This window comes from Arthrobacter sp. P1_A5 (assembly GCF_056406825.1).
The window spans coordinates 1-19,213 of sequence record NZ_JBFTZL010000062.1; the positions used below are offsets into that span (position 1 = coordinate 1).

A 19,213-nucleotide genomic window follows, 5' to 3' on the forward strand; every position below is an offset into this window, starting at 1 on the left:
CCGGTGGTCAGCACGTCATCGACGATGATGCAGGCACGTCCTTCGACCCGCGCAGGCCACGGACCGGACCTGGCCCGCATGGATCCGCGCACGCGCCGGGCGCGCTCACCCCGGCCCAGTCCCTTCTGTCCGCCGGACAGGGAGCCGGCCCCTGTGGGGCCGTCCCGCAACCGGCCCCACAGGGGCAAAGCCGGGGGTTTCGTGTTCCGCGCGGGCGGCACGGATTTCCGCAGCGCGTCCGCGACGGTGAGCCCTGGGATTTCATCGCCGCGGACGAGCCGACGGAGCAGGACATGGACGGGGCTGAAGCCCCGCCTGCGGTAAGCGGCGGCGCTCGTGGGTACGGGGACGAGGACGAGTCCCTGCCCGGGCCCGGACGCGGCGTGGAGGGCGCGCGCCAGGCCCCGGGCCAGTTCGGCGCCCAGCCGGGCCTGCCCATGGCTTTTGAAGGACAGCAGGCACTGCGCCAGCTCGGCCCGGTATGCGCCAGCCGCCACCACGGGCAGCAGCACGGAGCCGTCCATGTCAATCAGGGCCGGAGCCTGGGCCTCTGCCCGGAACGGCCTGAGCGTCAACAGGCGCAGCTTACGGGAGCACGCGCCGCAGAGTGCCGAGTCCTCCGCCCCGCAGCAGACGCAGTCCACTGGAATGGCCAGGGCGAGCACCTCAGCCGCCGCTTCGGCTGTCCGGTCGCCCAGCCTCGCCAGCGGCCGCGCGTAGCTCCCGCGGTGTCTCGCCGCCCTGGCCGTGGCCGGGGCAAGGTCAGGGTCCGCTGCCGGGACCGGGGTGGTGTGGCTGCCCATCCTCCGATCCTGGACCGGGTGCGCCCCCGGTAGTAACCCGGCGTGCCGCTATGTGGACAACACCATGGCCGGAACCTTCACCGGACCCGGGTGACGGCGGCACCGCCGTCGTCCGAGGGGGCGCCGGTCAGCCCGGGAACGAGGGGGCGCCGGTCAGCCGTCGTCCGAGGGGGCGCCGGTCAGCCGGGGAACGAGGGGTCGATGGGGCCCTTGAGCTGCGGTGACCAGCCGTTGCCCAGCCGCTGGAAAATCCCTTCCGCGGACTGGCCGTAGATCTCGGCCGGTCCGTTGCCTGCGCTGAGGGCCGTCAGCCCGGGCCACGGCGCCAGCTGCTGTGGCTGTGCCGAGGTCAGCGACAACAGCTCGGGGGTGACGGCATCGCTGGCGGAGGCCTTCATGACCGCGACGGTGGTGTCATCCACCCAGACCCCTTGGTCCGGATCCTGGGGGGTCAGGAGGGTCAGGGGCACGGTCAGGTCCCTCGGGGTGCCGTCCGCGTTCCGGATGATCCCGGTGATCTGGACCTTGCTCTTGCCGTTCTGCTGCGAAATGACGAGGGCACGCGTGCCGTCCCGGGAAATCCGGAACTCCTTCACCGTCCGGCCCGAGAGCCATCCCGGCGACAGGGTCACGGTGGGTACGCTGGCGGTCTCCGCCACACCGACCGGCCGGTAGGCCACCACCTCGGTGGCGCCGCCGGCACCCGGCCCGGCGGTCCAGACCCAGTCATAGCGGCCGAACGAAGGCCGGGACAGCGCGGCCCGCGTGGTCAGTGCCCTGGCGGGCTGGCCCGGAACGATCGAGTACAGCGTGGTGCGGGCGGCGTTGAGGAAAGCTGCCGCCTGCGACTCGGTGGACTCCGCAGGCGACCGGGGTGAGAGGGCTGCGACGGACCGGACGTCCGGGAGCGGTGAAATCCTGTTGTTTTCGTACCGGACCAGGTCATTGTTGCTGACGGCGATCTGGTAAGCGGGGACGCTTTCGTCCTGGACCGGAGGCAGGACCGTGCCGTTGTCTTCGACGCGCACCAGGTCCTGGTTGGCCCGGAGCTCCACGTTGATCACATCCGGCTGGCTGCGGAACGTCAGGGCAAGCTGCGTCTGCATCCGCAGCCGGTCCTCGTTGGAGGCCTCGACCAGGTCCTTGGCGGTGAGATCCACCTGCGCGGCGCCGGATACCACGGGCACTGATTCGCGGGCCAGCTTGATGCCTGAAGGGAACGCGCTGACGACGGCGCCCTTGAGGTAGGGGGCGGGTCCGCCCAGGAGCGCGCTCGTCATGGCTTTGACTGTCTTCTTGCGGATGAACCACCGGACGTCGGGCACCGCGTAGGTGAACGTGGGGTCGTAGAAGTAGATCGGGAACGCGCCGTAAATGACCTTGAACGTTTCTTCCGGAATGGCCGTGCCGTCCGGAAGATCGGAGATTCGCCACTCGCCGTCCACCTGGGTCACGGTGACGGGTATGTTTTCGGTGGTGCCCTCGGGAAGCTGCGTGGCCACGCCGTCGGCGTCCACCGAATAGGCGAGGTCGAGCTGGTAGTTGAAGACATTTTCGACGCCGGTGGCCACCACCGTGGCCTTGCGGAACACGAGCGCCCGCTGGTCCGGCTTCCACGTCACCGACGAACCCTGGGTGAGGTACTGCCGGGCCACGGCGTAGTCGTCCTCGTAGCCGCTGCCGGCGAGGTAGAAGTCTTCGATCACCGCTTCGGGTCCGGCGCCGGGACGCGGCGCGGCCGGAAAGAAGACCGGGGCGTTGGGGTTTCCCGCACTCTCGTCCGTGCTCTTGCCTACCGGCCCCGAGCGCGGAATCTGGGCGCACGAGGTCAACAGAAGCAGGATGAGCGCCAGCAGCGCAGCCCCCACGCGGGTAAACCGGCCCGAAACCCCACTCATGCCCTGCCCTCCGTCCCGGTCCCCCGGGGGCCGGCAGAGCCGCCGTCCGGGATAGCCCCGCCGGCGGCACCGCTGCCGCCGTCGTCAGAAAAGTCGTCATCGAAGCCGTCTGCGGAACCCTCAACACCGGTCCCGCGGCCCGCGGCCCGGAGCGGGTCCAGCAACACCACGGTGCGCTGGCGGCCTGCCTCGGGGAGCCCGACGTTGACCGGTTCTAGCTGGAGCGGGGACCTGGTGATCGGCTCGTCGCGGCGCAGGGGAAGGGTCAGGCGGAAGTTCGACCCTTGTCCCTTGCTCCCCCAGGCCTGCAGCCAGCCGTCGTGGAGCTTGGTGTCCTCGGCGGCAATGGACAGTCCCAGCCCGCTGCCGCCCGTGGTGCGGGCCCGGGCCGGATCGGCGCGCCAGAAGCGGTCGAAGACGCGCGCCGCCTCAGCCGGGGTCATACCGATTCCGTGATCCCGTACGGCCACGGCCACGGCGGTGCCGCTGGCGGCCACGGAAACGTTGACCGGCCGGCCCTCGCCGTGTTCGAGGGCGTTCAGGATCAGGTTGCGCAGGATCCGGTCGATCCTGCGGTCGTCCATGTCGACAATGACGCTGCCGGCCGGGGCGTTGAGGGTGACGGCGGACCCGTATTCGGCCGCGACGGGCGCCACCCCCTCGATGACATGCGCGACAAGCTGGACGATGTCGGTGGGCTCGGCGTCCAGAGTGGCGGCGCCGGCGTCAAAGCGGGAGATTTCCAGCAGGTCCGCCAGGAGCGACTGGAAGCGTTCCACCTGGTTGTAGAGCAGCTCCGCGGAGCGCTTGTTGATGGGGTCGAAGTCCTCGCGGGCGTCATAAAGGACTTCGGCGGCCATGCGCACCGTGGTGAGCGGGGTGCGGAGCTCGTGGGAGACATCGGAGACGAACCGCTGCTGCATCTGGGACAGCGTGGCCAGCTGGGTGATTTGTTCCTGGAGGCTTGCGGCCATGTGGTTGAACGAGGCGCCCAGGCGGGCAACCTCGTCCTCGCCTTTGACCACCATGCGCTCCTGCAGCTGGCCGGCGGCGAGCTTCTCGGAGACGACGGCGGCATGGCTGACCGGGCTGACCACGTTGCGGGTCACATACCAGGCGACGCCGCCGATCATGAGCACCAGCAGCGCGCCGCCGGCCAGCAGGACATTCTGGATCTCGTCGAGGGTCTTCTGCGCCGTGTTGAGGTCGTAGATGAGGTAGAGCTCATAGACGGTGCCGTTGAAGGTCACCTTGTTGCCGACGGCGATGCCGGGCCGGTCTTCGGTCCCTACCGGGAACTGGGTGGACGCCCAGTATTGGTCCTTGCCCGACTCCTGCACAGCCTTGCGCAGGTCCGGGGGGATGACACCGATGGTGAGTTGGTCCGAGGCCCGGGATTCAACCCAACGGTTGCGGGGCTTGGTCTGCTCCGGCATGGCCTCGAAGACGTAGCGCCGCTGGATCACGGATCCGCGGCCTTCGACCGCGTTCAGGGTGTCATAGACCAGGGTGATGACACTGGACTGGTCGGTGACCTGGGCACCGTCGAAGGTGTCCTGGACCTGCTTGACGTTGTACCGCGTCTCCGATTCGGCCTGGGCGAGCCGTTCCTGGAACAGGTTGTTGGCGATCTGGTTGGACAGGTAGGCGCCCACCACCGCGAACGAGCCCATGGCCAGCATCAGCGTGGTCAGGACCGTCCGGAACTGCAGCGAACGCCGCCACTTCCGCTGTACAGCCCGGAGCAGGTAMAGGATGCCGGGCCACAGGCGCTGCATCCCCGTGCGGACCAGCCGCGCGACCCGGACGCCAACGATCCTCGCGCGTTTGGCCCACAAACGGGTCCGGAAGGCCAGACGCCGCCACGGGTCCGGACCGCCGCGGGGCGTTTCGGGCGTGCGGGGCACGGACGTCTCTGGCGATGACGCCGCAGATGACTCGGCCGGCGCCGCGGCTGACTCGGCCGGTGCCGCGGCTGACTCGGCCGGCGCCGCCGTATCCGTTGCTATGGACTGCCGGACACTGCGGTCCGCAGGCTCAGGAACCTGCTTTATAGCCGACACCACGGACCGTCAATACAACTTCGGGGGCTTCCGGGTCGCGTTCGATCTTGGACCTCAACCGCTGGACATGGACATTGACCAGCCGGGTGTCGGCGGCGTGCCGGTAGCCCCAGACCTGCTCCAGGAGCAGTTCGCGCGTGAACACCTGCCACGGCTTGCGGKCCAGGGCGACGAGGAGGTCGAATTCCAGCGGCGTCAAGGAGATCCGGTCGTTGCCGCGGCTGACCAGGTGGCCGGCAACGTCGATCGTGACATCGGCGATCCGCAGGGTTTCCGGTGCCTTTTGGTCACCCGGGCGGAGCCTGGCCCGAACCCGGGCGACGAGCTCGGCGGGTTTGAACGGCTTGGGCACATAGTCATCGGCACCGGACTCGAGGCCGCGGACCACATCCGAAGTATCCGCCTTGGCCGTGAGCATCACGATCGGGACGTCGGACTCGGCACGGACCTGGCGGCAGACCTCAATGCCGTCCATCCCCGGAAGCATGAGGTCGAGCAGGACGAGGTCCGGCTTGGAGGAGCGGAACACGTCCAGCGCCTGGGCGCCGTCCGCGCAGAAGACGGGTTCGAAGCCGTCATTGCGCAGCACAATACCGATCATCTCGGCCAGAGCCTCGTCATCATCCACTACCAGAATGCGTGCCTTCATAGTTATATATTCCCCCATTGAATTGGCTTTGTCGTATCGGGCGGCCCGCCGACATGGTGCAACCGGGCCTGCCACCGCCGCCGGAACCCCGCCGGAACCGGCCCGGAACCGCGCCGATGCATGGGACGCTGTGACAATTGCCGCGTTGTCCTGCATGCTGTGGACAGGCCCACTGAACCGGCCCGGACCGCAGKAGGAACCCGTGAACACCCCGATCTACCAGCGTGCCCTGGGCAGCGACTTTGCCCGACTGCAGCCGGAGCTTCAAGAATACTTTGCTTTGGCACCGGGATCCGGCCACTACGGCGTCGGCGAGGGGGTGTTCGACGTCGTCGGCTGCCGGCAGGCCTGGCTGCGTCCCCTGCTGCGGCTCACCACCGGCGAGCAGGCCTTCTTCCCCGAGTACGGCGAGGGCGTCCGCTTCCGGATCGAGAACCACGCCCACCTGGACCCGTTCGGCAGGGCCAGCCTGACGGCCCGCCGGGAAATCTTCTTCCCGGGCACCACCCGGCTGTTCCAGGACACGACCAGCTTTGATGACGGCGGGCCTGATAACGGCGGGCGCGGGCCCGGGCTCGTGGATTACGTGGGCCGGTACCGGCGGCTCGTCACCGACCTCAATCTCAGCGTCACGCCGGAGGGCCGGCTGCGCGGCGTGTCCGAGGCGTCGCGGCTGTTCCTGGGACCGCTCCGGGTTCCGCTGCCAGCGGCCCTCGACGCCAAGGCCTACGCCGAGCAGTGGTGGGAGCCGCAGCACGGCGGCAGGCACCGGATCCAGGTCAAGGTGATCCAGCCCCAGCTCGGTCTGGTGCTGGTCTACGCCGGCCATTTCGACTACCGGCTCGAGCCCTACCCCGGCGGTATTGCCGCGCCGGGCTACCTGCCAGGGCACGCCCGACCGGACGCCTGGGAAAGCAGGGTCTGACCGGGGCCAGCAGGGGCACCGCGGGCACGGTTGCGCCCCGGCCGCCGGCGGCCGGAGGTGCCGCGCTAGCCGAGGGCGAGCTGGTTGAGCCCGTCCGCCACCTGGGTCAGCCGGGTCAGGACCGCCGCCGCAGTCGCGGGTGAGTGCCGCGCCAGGCCCTCCGACGGCGTGACCCGGAGCGCCCCCAGCGTGGACGCGGGCAGACCCAGCTGCCGCCAGGGGCGCCAGACGTTTTCCACGACGTCGCGGACCCTTGGCAGCGACGCGGCAGGATCAGCCACGTCCAGCGCGCCGGCCCAGAGCCGCTTGCCGGCCTCCACCGCGCCGGCGAGTTGTTCCCACTGGCGCGAGGTCAGGGCCCGAAGCGGCACGGCGATTCCATCCGCGCCTGCCGCCAGGATCCGCTCGAACGGCGCCTCGACCTCGGAGACGGCCACAACGGTCTCGACGGCGCCCGCGGCCCGGAGGGCGTCGATCACCAATTGCCAGGACTCGGTCACTTCCCGGCCTGGCACCGAACGCAGGGTCCGGTAACCGCTGGCGGTGGGAATGGTGCCGGCCAGCACCGACGCGATCTCAGGTTCATCGATCTGGACGACGATCCGGGCACCGGGGGCAGCCGCCGCCACCCGCTTGAGGTAGCCTTCCACGCCCGCTGCGAGCGAATCCGCGATGTCCCTGCGGGCACCATAGTCGATCAGGGCCCGCTCGCCGTTGTGCAGGTGCAGCCCGGCGGCAAGGCTGAGCGGCCCGCGCAGCTGGATCTTGATATCGTCCGACGGTACTTCCTCGACGCCGATCACGTCCGCCAGGATGTTGATGTCGGTGGACAGGGCCGATTTGGCCCGCTGCAGGTCCTTGCCGGGCCGGTCCACGAACCGCCATCCATGCGGCTGGACGTCGACAGCTAGTTCCACGAGCAAAGAGGCGGTCCGGCCCAGGGAATCGGAGCCGACGCCGCGATCGGGAAGCTCGGCGAGGAACGGCAGGTGCGGGCTGCCCAGTTCACCGCGGATGATCCGGGCGGCCTCGGCCGGGTCCTCGCCCGGCCAGGGGCCAAGGGCGGTCGCGGTCACCTGGCCCGGTGCGGGCGCGTCTGGTGCTGCCATGGCTAGGCGTCTGCGGCGCGGGCGGCGTCCGCGGAGCCGGAGGCCTGGGCGGCCTGGTGGTCCTCGGCGATGGCCTCGTGGTGGCGGATGACCTCGCCGATGATGAAGTTCAGGAATTTCTCCGCGAAGGCCGGGTCCAGGTGGGCTTCGGCGGCGAGGTGCCGCAGCCGGGCGATCTGCGCCGTTTCGCGGCCCGGGTCCCCGGCGGGAAGTTGGTGCGCGGCCTTGAGGAAACCGACCTTCTGGGTGGCTTTGAAGCGTTCGGCGAGGAGGAAGACCAAGGTGGCATCGATGTTGTCGATGCTGGAGCGGATTGACAGCAACTCCGCCATGACCGCGGGATCCACGGAACCGGCCAGGGAGCTTGCCGCCGGGTCGTAGGAATCGGTTTCGGGAAGAGTGGGGTTCTGCTCGGTCATTGACCCAGTCTAGGGGTTCGGCGGCCAATGCCTTCCGCTGTTAAGCACCGTTGCAGGCACCCGCGGCGACACCAATGGGCATGCACACCGTTCGTGGTGAACGGTGGGCATGCCCATTGGCTGTGGCCCTGCCGAGCCCGGGCCGCGCCGGATCGGGCAGGTGCCCGGTTCCGGCGGTTAGCTGTGGAGCACGGCCTTGAACGCCTCGCGGCGCCTGGCCTGTTCGTCGGGGTCCGGAACAGGCAGGGAGGCGATGAGTTTCTTCGTGTAGTCGTGCTGCGGGTTGCCCATCACCTGGTTGCCGAGGCCCTGCTCCACCATCTTGCCCTTGTAGAGCACGCCGACCCAGTGGGCGAGCATGTCCACCACGGCGAGGTCGTGGCTGATGAACAGGCACGCGAAGCCGAACTCCTGCTGGATCTCCTTGAACAGCTCCAGCACAACGGCCTGCACGGACACGTCCAGGGCCGACGTCGGCTCGTCGGCGATGAGCAGCTTCGGGTTCAGGATGAGCGCCCGCGCCAGCGAGGCGCGCTGGCGCTGCCCGCCCGAGAGTTCGTGCGGGAACCGGTCAGCGTACGACGCCGGCAGCTGCACGGACTCGAGCAGCTCGCCGACCTTCTTGCGTGCCTCGRCCGCGGTCGGGTTGGAGTGGATGATCAGCGGTTCCGCCACGCAGTCGCCGATGGTCAGCTGCGGGTTGAACGAGGCCGCAGGGTCCTGGAACACGAAGCCGATCTCCTTGCGGAGCGGCTTGAAGGTGCGCTCCTTGAAGTTCAGCATCTCGTACCCCAGCACATTCAGGCTGCCGCCCGTGGTGCGGTTCAGGCCGGCGATTGCCCGGCCGATGGTGGTTTTGCCGGAGCCGGACTCCCCCACGAGGCCGAAGACTTCGCCTTCGGACACGGTAAAGCTGACGCCGTCGACGGCCTTGAACGCCGGGCTGCCGAGCCGCCCCGGATACTCGATGGTCAGGTTCTTTGCCTCGACCAGCACCTTGCCGCCCTGGTGGGCGCGTTCGACCATGCCCTCCGAGGCGGAGTTGCGGCCCAGGTGCGGGACGGCGGCGAGGAGCTTCTTGGTGTAGTCCTCCCTGGGCTCGGCGAACAGCACCCTTGAGGATGCCTCCTCCACGACGTCGCCCTGGTACATGACCACGACGCGGTCGGCGAGGTCGGCGACGACGCCCATGTTGTGCGTAATCAGCACGATGGAGGTCCCGTAGTTGTCACGCAGGTCCCGCAGCAGTTCAAGGATCTCGGCCTGCACGGTGACATCCAGGGCGGTCGTGGGCTCGTCGGCCACGATGAGGCCAGGGTTCAGGGCCAGCGCCGCGGCAATCACGACGCGCTGTTTCTGGCCGCCCGAGAACTGGTGCGGATAGTAGTTGACCCGCGTTTCCGGGTCCGGGATGCCAACTTTGCGGAGGGCGTCAATTGCCCGCGCCTTGGCCTCCTTGGCCGAGACCTTGCTGCGGCCGCCGCTGCCGGCGTGTGCGCGGATGCCCTCGGCAATCTGCCACCCCACGGTGAAGACCGGGTTGAGGGCGGTGGATGGCTCCTGGAACACCATGGCCACGTCGCGGCCCCGGATCTCCCGCAGCTTGGCTTCGCTGACGCTGATGACGTTGTTGCCGTTGATCAGGACAGCACCTTGGCTGATGGCCGTCTCCGGCAGAAGTCCCAGGATGGTCTTGGCCGTCACGGTCTTGCCGGATCCCGACTCGCCAACAATGGCGACGACTTCTCCGGGGTTGACCTGGAGGCTCACGTCCTTGACGGCATACACATCCCCGGCGTCGGTGGCGAAGGTGACTTTGAGCCGGTCGATGTCAAGGACCGGGCCTGCGCCTGCGCCGGGCTTGTCGATGTTGGTGGTCATGGAAGTCTCACTTCTGCTTCTGCTTCTGCTTCGGGTGCAGCCTGGGTGCCGGCGGTGGAGTCTGGTCCGCCCTTGCCTGCCACGGCCTTCTTGCGGCCCCGCAGGCGGGGATCGTTGAGGTCGTTGATGCTCTCACCGACGAGGGTCAGCCCAAGCACGGTCAGGACGATCGCCGTACCGGGGTAGACACCGGTCCACCAGATGCCCGAGGAGGCATCTGCAATGGCCTTGTTCAGGTCATAGCCCCACTCGGCGGCGGAAGTGGGTTCGATGCCRAACCCCAGGAAGCCGAGGCCCGCCAGGGTCAGGATGGCCTCGGACGCGTTCAGTGTGAAAATCAGCGGCAGCGTGCGGGTTGCGTTCTTGAAGATGTGCCGGCCCATGATGCGGATGCTGGAGGCGCCCACCACCTTGGCTGATTCGACGTACGGCTCCGCCTTCAGCCGGATGGTTTCGGCACGGATGACCCTGAAGTACTGCGGGACGAACACCACCGAGATGGAGATGGAGCAGGCGACAATGCCTCCCCAGAAACTGGACTGCCCGTGGCTGATGACAATTGACATCACGATGGCCAGGAGCAGTGACGGGAAAGCGTAGATCGCGTCGGCGATCACCACGAACACCCGGTCCAGCCAGCCGCCGAAGTAGCCGCTGACGAGGCCGAGGGCTACGCCGAGGAAGATCGACATCGCGACGGCCACGATGATCACCACGGCGGCCGTCTGGGCACCCCAGAGCACCCGGGAGTAGACGTCATAGCCACCAACCGTGGTGCCCCAGATGTGGGCCGGGCTGGGGGGCTGCTGTGTCGGGAAGGGACCGGCGGCGTCGCTGAGCTGGGCAAACCCGTAGGGCGCGATCCACGGCGCAAACACGGCGACGAGCAGGAAGACGGCGGCCAGCACCATGCCCGTGACGAGCATGCCGCGTTGCAGCCCGACGCTCGAGCGGAAATGCGAGATCACCGGCAGCCGGTAGATGAGGGGCTGCTTGCGCCCGCTTACTTTGGTTGCATTCATGGCTAGTACCTCACTCGCGGGTCGATCAGGGCTGCGACGACGTCCACGATGAAGTTCGTGACGGCAACGATGACCGCCAGCATCACGACGATTCCCTGGACGGCGACGAAGTCGCGGGCGTTCAGGTATTGCACCAGCTGGTAGCCGAGGCCCTTCCACTCGAAGGTGGATTCGGTGAGGACGGCGCCGCCGAGGAGGAGGGCAATCTGGAGCCCCATGACAGTGATGATCGGGATGAGGGCAGGCTTGTAGGCATGCTTGGTCACGAGCCGGTAATTACTGACGCCACGGGACCTGCCGGCTTCGACGTAATCCTTGCCGAGCGTGCCGATGACGTTGGTGCGGACCAGCCGCAGGAAGACCCCTGCCGTCAGAAGCCCGAGGGTGAGTGCGGGGAGAACTGAATGGGCCGCTACATCGCCGAACGCGGCCATGTTGCCGCTGCGCAAGGCATCCAGCCAGTAGATCCCGGTCGGTGCGGCCAGGCTTCCCATAGCCAGTTCGGTCCTGGTGGAGGCCCGTCCTGCGACGGGCAGCCAGCCCAGCCAGACGGAGAAGGCCAGCTTCATCAGCAGGCCGGCGAAGAACACCGGGGTCGCGTAGCAGAGGATGGCGAAGAACCGCAGGAATGCGTCCGGAGCCTTGTCGCGCCGGTAGGCGGCGATCAGCCCGAGCGGGATGCCGACCAACAGCGCCACGATGAGGGCATTGATGGCCAGTTCCAGGGTTGCCGTGCCAAACGTGATGATCATTTCGACCACAGGGCGGCGGTCGGTGATGGTGGTGCCGAAGTTGCCGGTCGCCACCTGGCCAACGTATTCGAGGTACTGCACGAGGATCGGGCGGTCGTAGCCGGCGTCGTGGATGCGCTGCGCGAGCGCCTCCGGCGGAAGCCTGCCGCCCTGGGCTGCAGTGATGGGGTCGCCGATGACCCGCATCAGGAAGAAGACCAAAGTCACCAGAATGAAAATGGTCGGAATGATCAGGAAGAACCGGATCAGGATGTAGGTCCCCAAGCCCCCACCCGAGGATTTTTTCTTGGACGGAAGAAGTCCGTCGGCGTCGTTTAGCGGCGCCTCAGTCAATGTTGTCATTGGTACCTAAGATTGTGCTGTCGCGGCCTTGGGCGGGCCGGCGTGAACTGCAGGATGCGGCAATGACCAGCAAWGGCGGGGCGCCTCGAGGGCGCCCCGCCTCGCAGGCTGGTCAGGACAGCAGGGCTGCAGCCTTACTTGGAAATAGTTCCCAAACGGAACTTGAAGGAGGCATCGAGGGTGGAATCGACACCCTTGACACCGCTGCCGGAAATGGCAACCTGCGCGCCCTGGAGCAACGGAAGCGTGGAGATGTCCTTGGCGAGGGCATTCTGCGCATCCTTGATCGTGGACTCGCGTTCAGTCTTATCGACGGTGGTGAGCTGCTTGCTGATCAGGTCGTTGACGGTGGGGTTGTTGTAGTGGTTCTTCAGGAAGCCGCCCTCCGGGAAGAACGGGGTCAGGTAGTTGTCGGCGTCACTGAAGTCGGGGAACCAGCCAAACTGGAACAGCGGGTATTCGTCGGCGCGGCTGGCCTTGCTGTAGGTGACCCATTCCGTGGACTGCAGGTTGACCTTGAACAAACCGGACTTCTCCAGCTGGTCCTTGATCATGGCGTACTCATCGCCGGAGGACTTGCCGTAGTGGTCCGGGTTGTACTGAAGGTTCATCGAGACAGGGGTCGTCACACCGGCGTCGGCCAGGACCTTCTTGGCCTTGTCCAGGCTCGGCTTGCCGGCGTCGCCGTAGGCGTCCTTGAACGATTCGTTGGCGCCCAGGAAGCCGTTGGGAACGTTGGAGTACAGCGGCAGGTAGGTGCCCTTGTAGACCTGGTCCGCGATGGACTGCCGGTCAACGAGGTTCGCGATGGCCTGGCGGACGGCGAGCGCCTTGGCCGGATCGGCGTCGGCAGCCTTGGCACCGAACGGCATCGTGTCGAAGTTGAACGTGATGTAGCGGATTTCGCCGCCGGGGCCAACGTTGACCTTGACCTTGGAGTCCTTCTTGAGGTCATCGACGTCGGTGGCGCTCAGGCTGCGGTTCGCGACGTCGATGTTGCCCTGCTGGATGTCCAGCTTCATGTTGGTGGGGTCGGCGTAGTACTTGATCGTGGCGGCGTCGTTGGCCGGCTTGCCGAGAACCCCCTGGTAGTCAGGGAATGCCTTGAAGCTGACCAGCTCGTTCTTCTTGTACGTGTCGATCACGTACTGGCCGTAGAACGCCTTGGCCTTGACGATCGAGTCGTCGTCAAGCAGTTTGTCGGCCGGGAAGACTTCATCGTCTACGATCGGCGCGGCGGGGCTGCTGAGGATCTGAGCGAAGGTCTGGTCGTTCGCCTGCTTCAGCTTGAAGACCACGGTGTTGGCATCGGGGGCGGTGATGCTTTCGATGTTGGTCAGCAGGCTTGCGGGACCGGCGGGATCGTTGATCTTGGTCTGCCGGTCGAAGGAGAACTTGACGTCCTTGGAGTCGAGCGTGTGGCCGTTGGCCCACTTGAGGCCCGGCTTGAGCTTGACCGTGTACTCGTTCGGCGAGGTGAAGGACGCGGACTCGGCCAGGTCCGGCACGGGATCTGCGCTGCCGGGCTTCGAGTTGAGGAGGAAGGAGTAGATCTGGTTCATCACCATGAACGAACCGTTGTCATACGCGCCCGCCGGATCCAAGGCAGTGACCTTGTCCGTGGTGCCGTAGGCGATCGGACCGCTTGCTRCGGCTGATGACCCGCCAGCGCCCCCGGTCGGCCCTGTGCAGGCCGTCAGTGCAAAGGCGGAAACCCCGGCCAGCGCGATGACGCTGTGCCAGGCCTTTTTGTTCATTGCCATCTGTGAACTTTCTGTTCGATGCGTTCTAGCGCAACCCGAAGTGAAACGACTGACTCGTCGGGCGGCACGCTTTGCTGATCCCTAGATTCAACCAGACGATCATTCGGTGAAACGTTGCATTTTGTGAGTTGAGACACAAAATTTACACGATTCGAAGGTTTCTCTCATTTTCTTCAGGATTCCGCCCGGATCTTCGGCAGGGCCCTGCGCATCCGGGCGCCGTGGACGGCCGGGTAGTCTGACGACGACGGAGGGTGCAGACGACGAAGGGCCCCGCCAACTGGCGGGACCCTTTGCTGGAGTCGGTGGGGCGGGCGGCTAGAGCGCGGCCCTCTGCAGCGAGCGCGCGGCATCGATCGTGGCCTGGCCGAGCACGCGGCTGCCCTGGTAGAGCACCACCGTCTGGCCGGGGGCCACGCCGCGCAGCGGCTCGGTGAGGGTGAGCACAAGCTCGTTGTCCGCCATGTGTGCGCGGGCAGGGACGGGGTCGCCGTGGGCGCGGACCTGGGCGTAGCAGTCAAACTCTTCGCCGGTCGCCACCTCGGCGATGGGCAGCCCCGCCCAGGAGACCTTGATGCCTCGGATTTCGTCGATGGCGAGCAGGGCCTCCGGGCCCACCACCACCTTGTTCTCCTTGGGCCGGATCTCCAGCACGAACCTCGGCTTGCCGTCCGCGGCCGGGGTGCCGAGCTTCAGCCCGCGGCGCTGGCCCACGGTGAACGCGTTGGCGCCCGGGTGCTCGCCGACCTTCGCGCCGGATTCGTCCACGATGTCCCCCGTGGTCATTTCAATCTTCTCGGCGAGCCAGCCGGCGGTGTCGCCGTCGGGAATGAAACAGATGTCGTGGCTGTCCGGCTTGTTCGCCACGGAGAGGCCGCGGCGCTCCGCCTCCGCGCGGACCTCGGCCTTGGACGGCGTCTCGGCCAGCGGGAACATCGAGTGCTTGAGCTGTTCGTGGGTCAGCACCCCCAGCACATAGCTCTGGTCCTTGGCCCAGTCCGCAGCGCGGTGCAGTTCGGGGTTGCCGTCCGCGTCCGTGATGACCTTCGCGTAGTGGCCGGTGCACACGGCATCGAAGCCCAGGGCGATGGCCTTCTCCAGCAGGGCGGCGAACTTGATCCGCTCGTTGCAGCGCATGCAGGGATTGGGGGTGCGGCCTGCGGCGTACTCATCGATGAAGTCCTGGACGACATCTTCCTTGAACCGTTCGGAAAAGTCCCAGACGTAGTAAGGGATCCCGAGGATGTCGCACGCGCGCCAGGCGTCGCGGGAGTCCTCGATCGTGCAGCAGCCGCGGCTGCCGGTTCGCAGGGTGCCCGGCATCCGGGACAGCGCGAGGTGGACGCCGACGACGTCGTGCCCCGCCTCGACGGCGCGGGCGGCGGCAACGGCGGAATCGACGCCGCCACTCATGGCTGCAAGAACTCGCATACTGGCTTTCTCTAGGGTTCGGGGTGTCACAGGCTCCGGGGCTGCTGTTCGCAGCTGCGGTGCTGCCGGGCTTTTATTGCTGGGCTACTGCCGGGCTTTCACTGCTGGGTTGAACCGCAGTGCTACTGCTGGTCCCTGGAAATAGCACAATGCCTGCCCCGCCATTCTATCGCCACGCCGAATCCTCCCCAAAAAGCCTTGACGAGACCGCCTCCCCCTTCTAGCGTCAGGACAAGCGGTTTTAGAAAACGGAAGCGCGCCGACGCGGGAATCGAGCGGACATGGCTGTCGGGAACATCGTGATCGTGGGCGGCGGGCTGGCCGGCGCCACCGCCGCCAAAACATTGCGGGCGGAAGGTTTCAGCGGTCCGGTGGTGCTGGTGGCCGCCGAGTCCCACCAGCCGTACCTGCGCCCGCCGCTGTCCAAGGAGTACCTGCTGGGCAAGGCCGGCGACGACGCCCTGCCGGTGGTGCCCGAGGACTGGTACGACGCGAACGAGGTCGACCTCCGGCTCGGCGTCCAGGTCACGGCGCTGGACCCGGCTGCCCGCGCCGTGGTTCTGGATGACGGGCGGCGGCTGGAGTACGGCTCACTCCTGCTTGCCACGGGAGCGCGGCCCAGGACCATCCCGCTRCCCGGCAGCGGGCTCGAGGGCGTCAGCACATTCCGGACGGTCGAAGACAGCCGGCGTCTGCACGCCCGCCTCGCCGGCGGCGGTTTGCACGTGGTCATGGTCGGGTCCGGCTGGATCGGGATGGAACTGGCCGCTGCCGCCAGCACCTTTGGAAACACCGTCACCCTGATGGGGCTGGAGGACGTGCCGCTGGGCGCGGCGATTGGCCCGGACCTGGGCGGCTTCTTCCGCGGGCTGCACGAGGCCCACGGGGTACGGTTCAGGCTTCCGGCGTCCGCTGCCGAGATTCAGGGGTGGTTTGGACGGGCGACGGCGGTGGTCACCGACTCGGGCGAAGTCCTGCCCGCCGACCTCGTGGTCATCGCCGTCGGCGTTGTGCCGGAGGTCGGTCTGGCCGAGGCGGCCGGGCTCGGGATCCGCAACGGCATCCTCACCGACGCGTCGCTGCGGACCTCGGCGCCCGGGATCTTCGCCGCCGGCGACGTCGCCAACGCCCTGCACCCGTTCACCGGGGAACACCACCGCAGCGAGCATTGGTCCAATGCCCTGAATGGCGGCAAGGTGGCAGCCAAGGCGATGCTCGGCCTCGACGCCACGCTGGACAGCATCCCGTACTTCTACACGGACCAGTACGACGTCAGCATGGAGTACTCGGGCTTCCCGACGCTCGTTGCCGGCCCGCCGGTCATCCGCGGCTCGCTTGCGGACAAGGAGTTCATTGCCTTCTGGCAGCGAGAAGGCCAGGTGATCGCCGGAATGAATGTCAACTGGCCCCGGGCCGCCAAGCCGCAGAAGGCGATCAAGGCGCTCATCAATGCCCGCACCGCCGTGAGCCCGGGCCTGCTTGCCGACTCCTCGGTACCCCTGGATCAGCTCCTGGATCAGCTCCTGGATTAGCTCCCTGCGGGGGCTTGACGGGCGGCCTCGCGCGCGACCGTTCCGGCGGTCTGGATGCTGGACTCGTGCCCGGCCATGCCGGCCTGTCGGGCCCGGGCGTAGGCGCCCGGCAACGCCGCGAGGAGGGCATCGACGTCGGCGTCGGTTGAGGAATGCCCGAGCGTAAAGCGCTGCGCCCCCCTCGCCGTGTCCTCGTCCAGGCCCATCGCCAGCAGCACATGGGAGGGCCTCGGAACACCTGCGGTGCAGGCGGAGCCCGTGGAGGATTCGACGCCGGCGAGGTCCAGCAGGAACAGCAGCGAGTCCCCTTCGCAGCCGGGGAACGTGAAATGCGCATTGCCGGGCAACCGCCCGGGGCCCGGGGCGCCCCGCAGGACGGCTTCGGGGACGGCCGCACGGACCCCCTCGATCAGCCGGTCGCGAAGGGCCGCGATCCTGGCGGCTTCCTTGGGGAGTCCCGCGGCAACGGCGTCGGCGGCCGCGGCAAACGCGGCGATCGAGGCGGTGTCCAGCGTCCCGGAGCGGACGTCGCGTTCCTGCCCGCCGCCATGCTGGACCGGGGTCAGCTTCACCGCCCGGCCCAGGATCAGCGCGCCCACGCCGACCGGTCCGCCGATCTTGTGCCCGGAGACGGACATGGCGTCCAGGCCCGTCCCGCGGAAGTCAACGGGCAGGGAGCCGAAGGCCTGGACGGCGTCGGAGTGGACGGGTACGCCGGCGGCGTGTGCCAGTTCCACAACCCGGGCGACGGGCTGGATGGTGCCGACCTCGTTGTTGGCCCACATGAGGCTCACCAGTGCGATCGAGCCCGGATCCCGGGACAGCTCGGCTTCGAGCACGGCCAGGTCCACGACGCCCGCGTCATCCACGGGGAGCCAGCACACTTCGGCGCCTTCATGCCGTTCGAGCCATTCGACGGTGTCCAGCACCGCGTGGTGTTCGACGGCGGAACAGAGGATGCGGGTCCGTGCCGGGTCCTCGGCACGGCGGGCCCAGTACAGGCCCTTGACCGCCAGGTTGTCCGCCTCGGTCCCGCCGGAGGTGAAGATGACCTCCGAGGGATGGGCGCCGGCGGCCGCAGCGAGCACTTCCCGCGCGTCCTCCACGGAGCGCCGGGCACGGCGGCCCGATCCATGCAGCGAGGACGGGTTGCCGGTCCGGGCCAGTTCGCGCGTCAGTGCGGCCAGCGCTTCCGGGGCGAGGGTGGTGGTGGCGGCGTGATCGAGGTAGGCAGGCACAGCCCAATTCTACCTGCGCGCGCCCGGGCCGCCGCGGCGCCAGGGCGAAGGCACAGTGTCAGGGCAAAGGCACAGTGCCAGGGCGAAGGCACCAGCCTGAGGCACAGTGAAGAGCCCGGTGACGGGCACGGGGCTGGTGTACATTCAAGCGGTGAAAGCGCCCCTCTGCCTTGTGCTGGCCACCTTGTTCTGGTCCGGCAATTTCGTCGTCGGACAGGCCGCCAGAGCCTCCATGACCCCGTTGGACCTGACCTTCTGGCGCTGGAGCCTGGCCGCCGTGCCGCTGCTGGTCCTGGCCCACCTCATCGAACGGCCCGACTGGGGTGCGGTGCTGCGCCGCTGGCCCGTGCTTCTGCTGCTGAGTGTCCTGGGCATGAGCGGCTACACGCTGCTGCTCTACGGCGCGCTCGGATTCACGTCCGCGATGAACGCCTCGCTGGTGACGGCCGCAAACCCGGCCCTCATTGTGGTCATGGCGATCGTCCTGCTCGGTGAGAAGACCACACGGCTGGGCTGGCTCGGCATCTGCCTGGGCCTGCTGGGTGTGCTGCTGGTCCTGACCCAGGGCGAGCTGGCCCGCGTGGTCAGCCTCGCCATCAACACCGGTGAGCTCATGATGATCGGCGCGATCATCGTCTGGGGCTTCTACACCATCGTTGCCCGCCGGCTGGCCGTGCCGCCCATCGCGGCCACAGCGGTGCAGGTGGTGATCGCAACCGTGACGCTGGCGCCGTTTGCCCTCGCCATGAACGTGCGTTTTCCCGACACCGCTGCCGAAGGCTGGTCGATGGCGTATATCGCCCTGTTCCCGTCCCTTGGTTCCTATCTCCTCTGGAATCTGGCGCTGAAAACCACCCCGTCCGGGACCGCCGGAAACTACCTCAACTTGATGGTGGTCTTCACCGCGATCATCACCGTGCTGCTCGGGACCCCGCTCACCCTCGTGCAGATCCTGGGCGGCCTCCTGGTGATCGCCGGCGTGCTGCTGACCGGAATCAAGGGCCAGGCCCGCAACGCCGGCCACCCCAGCGGCAGGGCCCAAACCGGACCGGCCGCCGCCGCTTCAGGCAGGCAGGGTCACTCAGGCAGCCCGGTCACGATGGAAGAATACGGGCACAGCACTGCCCGGGCCGCGCGCCGCCGTGCTCCCTGAGATCTTCAATGGCGAGCGCTTCGATCCGGCCCGGTTCGATCCCCAGGGCCATTGAGGCCCCGCCGAGAAAAGCTCCGTTCATGGCACACACCACGTCTGCGTGCCCGGCGGCGAGGCGATGGAACGGGCAGTTCAGCAGCACCAGTCCCCCGCCGCCGTCGTCCGCCGGGCAGTAGCCCTGCCCCGCCAGGAAGTCCGCGAACGGGCCGGCGCCATCGGGGCTGCCGGCGGAG

The 19,213-nt window shown here is 67.8% G+C and carries 15 protein-coding genes; 3 read left to right on the forward strand and 12 right to left on the reverse strand.

Annotated features, from left to right (window positions below; translation table 11 throughout):
• The 4 genes from AC1D1S_RS10855 to mtrA all read right to left on the reverse strand — a co-directional run.
• The coding region (locus AC1D1S_RS10855; protein ID WP_476994431.1) for a ComF family protein at positions 1-803 on the reverse strand (803 nt) is incomplete at its 3' end.
• 179 nt (positions 804-982) lie between these two features.
• Positions 983-2,701: an LpqB family beta-propeller domain-containing protein gene (locus tag AC1D1S_RS10860; RefSeq protein WP_476994432.1), complete on the reverse strand. Its 1,719-nt coding sequence runs from the start codon at positions 2,699-2,701 to the stop codon at positions 983-985.
• On the reverse strand, positions 2,698-4,479 hold the full coding sequence (gene mtrB / locus AC1D1S_RS10865; protein WP_476994439.1) for an MtrAB system histidine kinase MtrB: 1,782 nt from the start codon (positions 4,477-4,479) through the stop codon (positions 2,698-2,700). Before mtrB ends, AC1D1S_RS10860 begins: the two co-directional genes overlap by 4 nt.
• Positions 4,480-4,738: 259 nt before the next feature.
• The gene (mtrA, locus tag AC1D1S_RS10870) at positions 4,739-5,413 is read right to left on the reverse strand and encodes an MtrAB system response regulator MtrA (RefSeq protein ID WP_476994433.1); all 675 of its coding nucleotides are present in this window, start codon (positions 5,411-5,413) and stop codon (positions 4,739-4,741) included.
• A 202-nt stretch (positions 5,414-5,615) separates the two neighbouring features.
• Here mtrA and AC1D1S_RS10875 point away from each other — a divergent pair, with 202 nt between their 5' ends.
• On the forward strand, positions 5,616-6,338 hold the full coding sequence (locus AC1D1S_RS10875) for a DUF4166 domain-containing protein (protein WP_476994434.1): 723 nt from the start codon (positions 5,616-5,618) through the stop codon (positions 6,336-6,338).
• 65 nt (positions 6,339-6,403) lie between these two features.
• Here the strand turns inward: AC1D1S_RS10875 and AC1D1S_RS10880 are convergent, their stop codons facing one another.
• The 7 genes from AC1D1S_RS10880 to mnmA all read right to left on the reverse strand — a co-directional run bounded on the left by AC1D1S_RS10880 (position 6,404) and on the right by mnmA (position 15,057).
• Positions 6,404-7,447: a uroporphyrinogen decarboxylase/cobalamine-independent methonine synthase family protein gene (locus tag AC1D1S_RS10880; protein ID WP_243181189.1), complete on the reverse strand. Its 1,044-nt coding sequence runs from the start codon at positions 7,445-7,447 to the stop codon at positions 6,404-6,406.
• A 2-nt stretch (positions 7,448-7,449) separates the two neighbouring features.
• Entirely contained in the window at positions 7,450-7,866 is a 417-nt protein-coding gene (locus AC1D1S_RS10885; protein WP_230011813.1) for a chorismate mutase, read from the reverse strand.
• A 177-nt stretch (positions 7,867-8,043) separates the two neighbouring features.
• A complete protein-coding gene (locus tag AC1D1S_RS10890) occupies positions 8,044-9,747 on the reverse strand; it encodes an ABC transporter ATP-binding protein (protein WP_476994435.1) in 1,704 nt (567 codons plus the stop codon).
• Positions 9,744-10,769, reverse strand: a complete 1,026-nt coding sequence (locus AC1D1S_RS10895) for an ABC transporter permease (RefSeq protein ID WP_476943747.1) — start codon at positions 10,767-10,769, stop codon at positions 9,744-9,746. Before AC1D1S_RS10895 ends, AC1D1S_RS10890 begins: the two co-directional genes overlap by 4 nt.
• A gap of 2 nt (positions 10,770-10,771) precedes the next feature.
• Positions 10,772-11,863 carry an ABC transporter permease gene (locus AC1D1S_RS10900; RefSeq protein WP_028275995.1) on the reverse strand — a complete coding sequence of 364 codons (1,092 nt, stop codon included), beginning with the start codon at positions 11,861-11,863 and terminating at the stop codon, positions 10,772-10,774.
• Between the two features lie 134 nt (positions 11,864-11,997).
• Positions 11,998-13,626 (reverse strand): ABC transporter substrate-binding protein, encoded by a 1,629-nt coding sequence (locus AC1D1S_RS10905; RefSeq protein WP_476994436.1) that lies wholly within the window; start codon positions 13,624-13,626, stop codon positions 11,998-12,000.
• Positions 13,627-13,944: 318 nt separating this feature from the next.
• Positions 13,945-15,057 (reverse strand): tRNA 2-thiouridine(34) synthase MnmA, encoded by a 1,113-nt coding sequence (mnmA, locus tag AC1D1S_RS10910; protein ID WP_476994437.1) that lies wholly within the window; start codon positions 15,055-15,057, stop codon positions 13,945-13,947.
• Between the two features lie 281 nt (positions 15,058-15,338).
• Here mnmA and AC1D1S_RS10915 point away from each other — a divergent pair, with 281 nt between their 5' ends.
• Complete coding sequence (locus tag AC1D1S_RS10915; RefSeq protein ID WP_476994438.1) at positions 15,339-16,589, forward strand: NAD(P)/FAD-dependent oxidoreductase; 1,251 nt, start codon at positions 15,339-15,341, stop codon at positions 16,587-16,589.
• On the opposite strand, the gene AC1D1S_RS10920 is transcribed toward AC1D1S_RS10915, so the two are convergent.
• Positions 16,586-17,827, reverse strand: a complete 1,242-nt coding sequence (locus AC1D1S_RS10920; protein WP_243181184.1) for a cysteine desulfurase family protein — start codon at positions 17,825-17,827, stop codon at positions 16,586-16,588. The two genes, AC1D1S_RS10915 and AC1D1S_RS10920, sit on opposite strands and share 4 nt — an antisense overlap.
• Positions 17,828-17,978: 151 nt before the next feature.
• On the opposite strand from AC1D1S_RS10920, the gene AC1D1S_RS10925 reads away from it, so the two are divergent.
• On the forward strand, positions 17,979-18,980 hold the full coding sequence (locus tag AC1D1S_RS10925) for a DMT family transporter (protein WP_243181183.1): 1,002 nt from the start codon (positions 17,979-17,981) through the stop codon (positions 18,978-18,980).
• Positions 18,981-19,213: the final 233 nt, after the last annotated feature.

Coding starts and splice junctions, on each gene's coding strand:
- AC1D1S_RS10860 (WP_476994432.1), bottom strand. CDS start 2,701: ATGAGTGGGGTTTCGGGCCGGTTTACCCGCGTGGGGGCTGCGCTGCTG.
- AC1D1S_RS10880 (WP_243181189.1), bottom strand. CDS start 7,447: ATGGCAGCACCAGACGCGCCCGCACCGGGCCAGGTGACCGCGACCGCC.
- AC1D1S_RS10885 (WP_230011813.1), bottom strand. CDS start 7,866: ATGACCGAGCAGAACCCCACTCTTCCCGAAACCGATTCCTACGACCCG.
- AC1D1S_RS10900 (WP_028275995.1), bottom strand. CDS start 11,863: ATGACAACATTGACTGAGGCGCCGCTAAACGACGCCGACGGACTTCTT.
- mnmA (WP_476994437.1), bottom strand. CDS start 15,057: ATGCGAGTTCTTGCAGCCATGAGTGGCGGCGTCGATTCCGCCGTTGCC.